This window comes from Vibrio fujianensis, from assembly GCF_002749895.1.
Lineage (GTDB): Bacteria > Pseudomonadota > Gammaproteobacteria > Enterobacterales > Vibrionaceae > Vibrio > Vibrio fujianensis.
In genome coordinates this window covers 204162-210735 of the sequence record NZ_NBUS01000043.1, presented here as the reverse complement: position 1 = coordinate 210735, position 6574 = coordinate 204162, and the positions used below count along the sequence as shown (strand labels likewise).

Here is a 6574-nt window from a genome sequence, read left to right as displayed (position 1 = left end):
TCGACAAACAACTAAATCGGCCCATGCATAGGCTTCGGCGACATCATCGATAAATTCAACAATATCGGCTTGAGCCAGCCCATGCTGAGCATAAGCAGATGCCACATCTTGCAGATTATGCTTGCCGGCCTGATGACGAATTTGATAGCCCTCACCTAAACGAGCCATCACTTGGGGCATAGTTTGGTTTAAAATTCTCGCGCCTTGGCTACCGCCCATCACTAAAATACGGATAGGGCCTTGTCGCATCGATAAGCGTTGCACGGGTTCGACCAGTTGTGCAACATCTGAACGTACTGGATTACCGACAACCGGTACACCAGTAAAAGCACCATCAAAGGCTTGAAAGACTTGGGTCGCAATTTTAGCTAACCAGCGGTTGGTCAATCCTGCCACCGCATTTTGTTCGTGTAAAATAACGGGGATACCTTGCAACCAGGCAGCGATACCACCAGGGCCGCTGACATAACCGCCCATACCAAGCACTGCATCTGGTTGCCAAGCTTTCAAATGGCGACGCGCTTGCAACACCGCGTTAACTATTTGCCAAGGGGCTTTAAGTAAACGTAACAGACCTTGTCCGCGTAAACCTTTCACTTGGATAAAATCAATCTCGATACCATGTTTGGGTACCAGATCGGCCTCCATACGATCTGCGGTCCCTAACCAGCGGATTTCCCAGCCTTGCTGCTGTAAGCGTTTCGCTACCGCAAGTCCGGGAAAAACATGTCCACCAGTTCCGCCCGCCATCACCATTAATCGTTTACTGTTTTTCATCATTCTTTTTTTCTTTTCTTATCTGGATGAGACGACATTCGAAATCAATCCGTAGCAAAATGGCAACCGCAACGGACATGACAATAAGACTAGATCCACCATAACTGATCAACGGTAAGGTTAACCCTTTCGTCGGTACGATTCCGGCTGCCGCACCAACATTAACTAACGTTTGAAACGCAAACCAAATCCCGATTCCAAACGCGAGATAGCCGCCAAACTGCATATGATGTTCAAATGCTTTTTTACCAATAAATAGCGCTTTAAGCACCAAACTAAAAATCAAAATAAGTACCAGTACCACACCAACAAAGCCTAACTCTTCAGCCATCACGGCAAAAACAAAGTCGGTATGTGCTTCAGGTAAATACTCAAGTTTTTGAATCGAGTTCCCTAATCCTTGCCCAAACCATTCACCTCGCCCAAAGGCCATTAAAGACTGCGTTAATTGATAACCGCTGCCAAAAGGATCTTCCCATGGATCAAGAAAAGAGGTTACACGCCGAATCCGGTATGGTTCTGCTGCAATCAAAGCCAACACCGCTAAAATACCCGCAACCATCAAGGCTAAAAACTGGGATAATTTAGCGCCAGCAATAAACAACATGCCAAATAAGGTGACTAACATGACAATCACGGTACCTAAATCAGGTTGTCCTAACAGTAAGCCAGCCAACGCACCAAACACCATGATAGGCTTCATGAACCCACCAAAGAAGGTTTCTCGTACCTCATCTTGTTTGCGAACCAAATAGCTCGACATAAAAATAAACAGCGAGAGCTTGGCCACCTCTGCTGGCTGCAAGTTAAAAAGCCCTAAAGGGATCCAACGAGAAGCGCCATTGACTGATTTACCAGCAAACAATACAACAATTAGTAATAAGAAGGATATGGCTAACAACACCGAGCTATGGCGCATCCAACGTTCGACTGGGACTTGCAGAACAATGGAAGCCGTTAATAAAGCCAACAGTAAAAAAATGCCATGGCGAAACATAAAGTGAAATGGCTGATCCGTCAGCCTAGAGCTAATTGGAAAAGATGCCGAAGTGACCATCACTAAACCAATTAACATCAACCCCAAAGCTAACCAGACCAATTGGCGATCAAATAATGCTTGAGGTGAAGGTGTTTTTAACCAACGCACCACCGCATGATATGAGGTTGAGAAAGCCAAAACCATTACCTTTTCACAAATGCATACTGCTTAGCTAGTGCAGCAAACGCATCGCCTCGAGCCATAAAATGTTTAAATTGGTCGAAACTTGCACACGCAGGAGAAAGTAGCACCATATCGCCAGGTTTCAGCTCAAGATGGATGCGTTCGATCGCTTGATCCATGGTAGTAAAAAGCTGGGCAGAAGGATGCAACGACATAAATTGCTCACCATCTCGCCCAAAACAACATAACTTTACCGGCAACTTGGCTAATGCAGGTTTCAGGGCGCTAAAATCTGCCCCCTTTCCAACACCGCCAACAAGTAAAAATAGGCGGCCAGAAATTGCTAAGCCAGACAATGCAGCAAGCGTGCTAGCCACATTGGTTGCTTTCGAATCATTGACCCAACGAATGCCGTCATTATCGGCAATCAGTTGGCAGCGATGTGTCAAGCCTGTATAAGACTTCAACGTTGGCAATGCGCTCAAATAATCCACTTGCGCGGCTTCCAATAAAGCCAACACTGTTAGTACATTAGCAACGTTATGTCGCCCAACCAAACTCAACTCTGCCACCGGTAATACGGGTGTGCCCTTCGCCAATAACCACTCTTGCCCTTGATAAACGGCGACTCGATAATCAGCCAAATGACTGGCTAACCCGAAGGTCATTTGCGTCCCTAGAAAGGATTCAGGAACCGTTTGCGGGTCATCGGCATTGACGATTGCCGTTTCTGCGTGTTGAAAAATGCGTAACTTAGCTCGACGATAGGCAGCCATGTCTGGGTAACGGTCCATATGATCTTCAGACAAGTTCAAAAAAGCCCCTGCTACTAGCGCCAAATGCTCTGTGGTTTCTAATTGAAAACTCGACAATTCCAACACATACAAGTCGGCCTCCTGAGCAAGTAAATCCAGTGCAGGTACTCCAATATTGCCACCGACAGCCGTCACAATACCAGCCGCTTTTGCCAACTCACCAGTTAGATCAGTCACAGTACTTTTACCGTTTGAGCCGGTAATCGCAATCACTGGTTTATCCACATGCCAAGCAAACAACTCAATGTCTCCAACAACAGGAATACCTTGTTGGATCGCTTGCTGTATCTCTGGCGTTGCCAATGCAATACCAGGATTTGTGACAATCAGATCGGCTGTAAGCAACCATGGTAAGTGCCAACTGCCACAATGAAAAGGGATCGACTCTTCGAGCTGATCTTGCCCCGGCGGTAGCTCCCGGGTATCAATGACTTTCACCACGATCGAGGGGTGATAATGACGCAGATACTTGACGACAGAGAGCCCGGTAATACCAAGACCGACAACCACAACATGCTGAATACCTTGCCAACGATCCATTTTCATTTTATATCCCAATTGACTTAACGCACTTTAAGCGTTGCTAGACCGATCAAAACCAATACAATCGAAATAATCCAAAAACGCACGATCACTCGTGGTTCTGGCCATCCTTTCAATTCATAGTGATGATGAATCGGGGCCATACGGAAAATACGTTGACCACGTAATTTATAAGAGCCTACCTGTAAAATCACAGATACGGTTTCCATAACGAAAACGCCCCCCATGATCACCAACACAAACTCTTGCCGCACCAGCACGGCAATCGTGCCTAATGCTCCACCTAAGGCAAGAGACCCAACATCGCCCATAAATACTTGCGCTGGATAGGTATTAAACCACAAAAAGCCCAAGCCAGCCCCGACCATCGCGGTACAAACCACGACTAGCTCCGAGGTATAAGGGATATAAGGAATATGCAAATAATTGGCAAATTGGACATTCCCTGTAGCCCAAGCAATCGCACCAAACGCAGCAGAGACTAAGACAGTCGGCATAATAGCAAGCCCATCCAGCCCATCGGTTAAGTTCACCGCGTTGCTGGTACCAACAATGACAAAATAGGTCAATACAATATACAGTACCCCCAGTTGAGGCATCACATCTTTAAAAAAGGGGACAACTAATTGTGTTGCGGCAGTATCTTGCCCATGTGTATACAAAACAAATGCGACGACTAACGCAATCGCGGACTGCCAAAAATATTTCCAACGCGCAATGAGCCCATCGGTATTTTTACGGACCACTTTACGATAATCATCGACAAAACCGATCACGCCATAACCAGTCAATACTGCTAATACCGCCCAAACATAGGGGTTAGTGAGATCAGTCCACAAGAGTACCGTAATGATGATCGAGGCTAAAATCATCACCCCTCCCATCGTTGGCGTACCTCGTTTACTGAAATGAGATTCAGGCCCATCGTTACGGACAACCTGACCAATTTGTAGCAATTGCAAGCGCTTAATCAACCGAGGCCCCATCCACAATGACAAGCCTAATGCCGTCAGGATGCTGACTATCGCGCGAAACGATAAATATTCGAACAATCGAAAAAACGAAAAATATGGCTGGAGTAACTCGGCAAGCCAAATAATCATGAGTATTTCTCCTTGAGAGCAGTAACAATTTGGCTCATTCCTGAACTGTTCGCCCCTTTGACGAGCAGAACATGAGCACATTCTGATTGCTTTTTGAGTTGCTGCTCAATAAACACAAACATATCTTGATGCGTCTCGAAGTGCTGGCCGTGACAACATTCGCTGATCACTCGCGCATCTTCTCCATACGTCAAAATATAATCAAATTGGAATGGGGCAGCATGTTTACCGACTTGCTGATGAAGTGCAAGACTTTCCTCACCTAACTCAGCCATATTGCCTAAAATTAACCAACGCACTCCAGAAAAAGAGCCTAATAAATCGATGGCGGCTTTCATCGCCGGTACACTGGCATTGTAACTGTCGTCAATCAGGCGAATATTCGAAGTCAATGGGGTAACATCAACTCGACCTTTAATGGCTAAAAGATGTTCAAGCCCATATTTTACGTCAGCAAGATTTGCCCCCAGCTCCATCGCCAAGGCGCTTGCTGCTAACGCATTAGCTACGTTATGCTGACCAACGATGGTTAAAGAAACGCTGGTTTCCCCCTGCGGAGTCACTAAAATAAAATGCGCTTTTCCCTCGTCATTTAATACGATATCCCGAGCAGAAAAGTCAGCGGAAGGTTGGTTAACCGAAAAAGTTTTAACCCTTTTGTCGGCTAACACTGGCGTCCAGAGTTCCCCGCCATGACTCTCTAAATTAACAAGTGCCGTTTTCCCTGACGCTAACCCTTGGTAAATTTCGCCTTTCGCCTGTTTAACCCCATCAAGCGAACCGAAACCTTCTAAGTGTGCGGCTGCCACATTATTCACTAAGGCAACATCGGGGTTGACCAATCCCACTGTATAGGCGATTTCGCCTCGATGATTCGCGCCCAACTCTATCACGGCAAAATCATCTTGCGGTGTAGAACGCAGTAAGGTTAATGGCACACCGACGTCGTTATTAAAGTTACCAGAGGTAAAAAGAACCTGTCCTTTTATCGATAAAATACTGGCGGTCATCTCTTTGACTGTCGTTTTACCACAACTTCCGGTAATGGCGATGGTTGCTGTCTGACACTGTTGATGTACCCAAGCAGCCAGCTGCCCAAGTGCTTGTTTGCTATTATTCACCACGAGTTGAGGAATATTGACGGATAACTGACGCTCCACAAGCAGCGCACAAGCCCCCGCATCTACCGCTTGTTGAGCAAACTGATGGGCATCAAATCGCTCGCCAACTAATGCGACGAATAACGCTTGCTGACCCATCTGACGGGTATCCGTAGAAACTGAAGTGATGACGCAGTTTTCGCCAATGAGTTGAGCTTTTAATACCTCACGAAGCGTCTCAAGGTTGGTGGTTATCATGCTAAGAGCCCTAATAAAATTTGCGCCGATTCTCGATCGGAGTAGTGAACCGTTTGGTCGGCGAGGATTTGGTACTCTTCATGCCCTTTCCCCGCGAGTAAAATAATGTCATTCTCTTTGGCATGATGCAGAGCAAAAGCCAATGCGTTAAAGCGGTTGTGCTCTACATGAGCCTGTTGATGGCTTAGCCCGACCAGCATATCTTGTATGATCGCATCGGGAGACTCACTACGGGGGTTGTCATCAGTCAAAATCATTCGATCTGCAAACTGCTCAGCAATCGCTACCATCATCGGACGCTTGCCTTTATCTCGGTCGCCACCACAGCCGAAAATCACCCACAGTGTTCCTTGGCAATGAATTCGTAATGCCCGTAACGCTTTTTCTAGTGCATCCGGCGTATGTGCATAATCAACCACAACTTGAGCTTTCCCCGCAGCATGAAACAACTCCATTCGTCCAACAACGGGGCGAAGTTGAGCGGCGGTCTCAATCAATTTCTGTTTTTCGATCCCTAAGCTTAGTAAGGTGGTAAATGCCAGTAACACATTTTCTGCATTAAATTCGCCGATTAACGGTACCTTCAAATGCCCTTCTCCCCAGCTGCCTGAAAAGTCGAGCGAAATACCATTTGAGGTATAATGAACCGCGGTTGCCCACACCCCTTGTTGCGTAGTTGGTTCTGTGTGTAGTGACACACCAATCGCATGAGGTAGCATCTCTACCCAACTTGCTCCTACCGGATCATCAACATTAATAATCGCTTGTTGGCAATGATGTTCAGTAAATAGCGAGCGCTTGGCTTCGGCATAAGCC

Annotated in this window: 6 protein-coding genes; all 6 read right to left on the bottom strand. The window is 46.5% G+C overall.

The window, feature by feature from the left end; genetic code table 11:
* Nucleotides 1-777: undecaprenyldiphospho-muramoylpentapeptide beta-N-acetylglucosaminyltransferase (murG, locus tag B7C60_RS11820; RefSeq protein ID WP_245869383.1), on the bottom strand; the 777-nt coding region annotated here is incomplete at its 3' end.
* Entirely contained in the window at nt 764-1954 is a 1191-nt protein-coding gene (ftsW, locus tag B7C60_RS11815; RefSeq protein WP_237665814.1) for a cell division protein FtsW, read from the bottom strand. The genes murG and ftsW, both read right to left, overlap by 14 nt.
* Before the next feature lie 5 nt (nt 1955-1959).
* The gene (gene murD, locus B7C60_RS11810; protein ID WP_099612027.1) at nt 1960-3294 is read right to left on the bottom strand and encodes a UDP-N-acetylmuramoyl-L-alanine--D-glutamate ligase; all 1335 of its coding nucleotides are present in this window, start codon (nt 3292-3294) and stop codon (nt 1960-1962) included.
* 23 nt (nt 3295-3317) lie between these two features.
* Nucleotides 3318-4400, bottom strand: coding sequence for a phospho-N-acetylmuramoyl-pentapeptide-transferase (gene mraY, locus B7C60_RS11805; RefSeq protein ID WP_099611819.1), 1083 nt, complete (start codon nt 4398-4400; stop codon nt 3318-3320).
* The gene (locus tag B7C60_RS11800) at nt 4397-5758 is read right to left on the bottom strand and encodes a UDP-N-acetylmuramoyl-tripeptide--D-alanyl-D-alanine ligase (protein ID WP_099611818.1); all 1362 of its coding nucleotides are present in this window, start codon (nt 5756-5758) and stop codon (nt 4397-4399) included. Before B7C60_RS11800 ends, mraY begins: the two co-directional genes overlap by 4 nt.
* Nucleotides 5755-6574: Mur ligase family protein (locus B7C60_RS19030; protein ID WP_245869276.1), on the bottom strand; the 820-nt coding region annotated here is incomplete at its 5' end. The genes B7C60_RS11800 and B7C60_RS19030, both read right to left, overlap by 4 nt.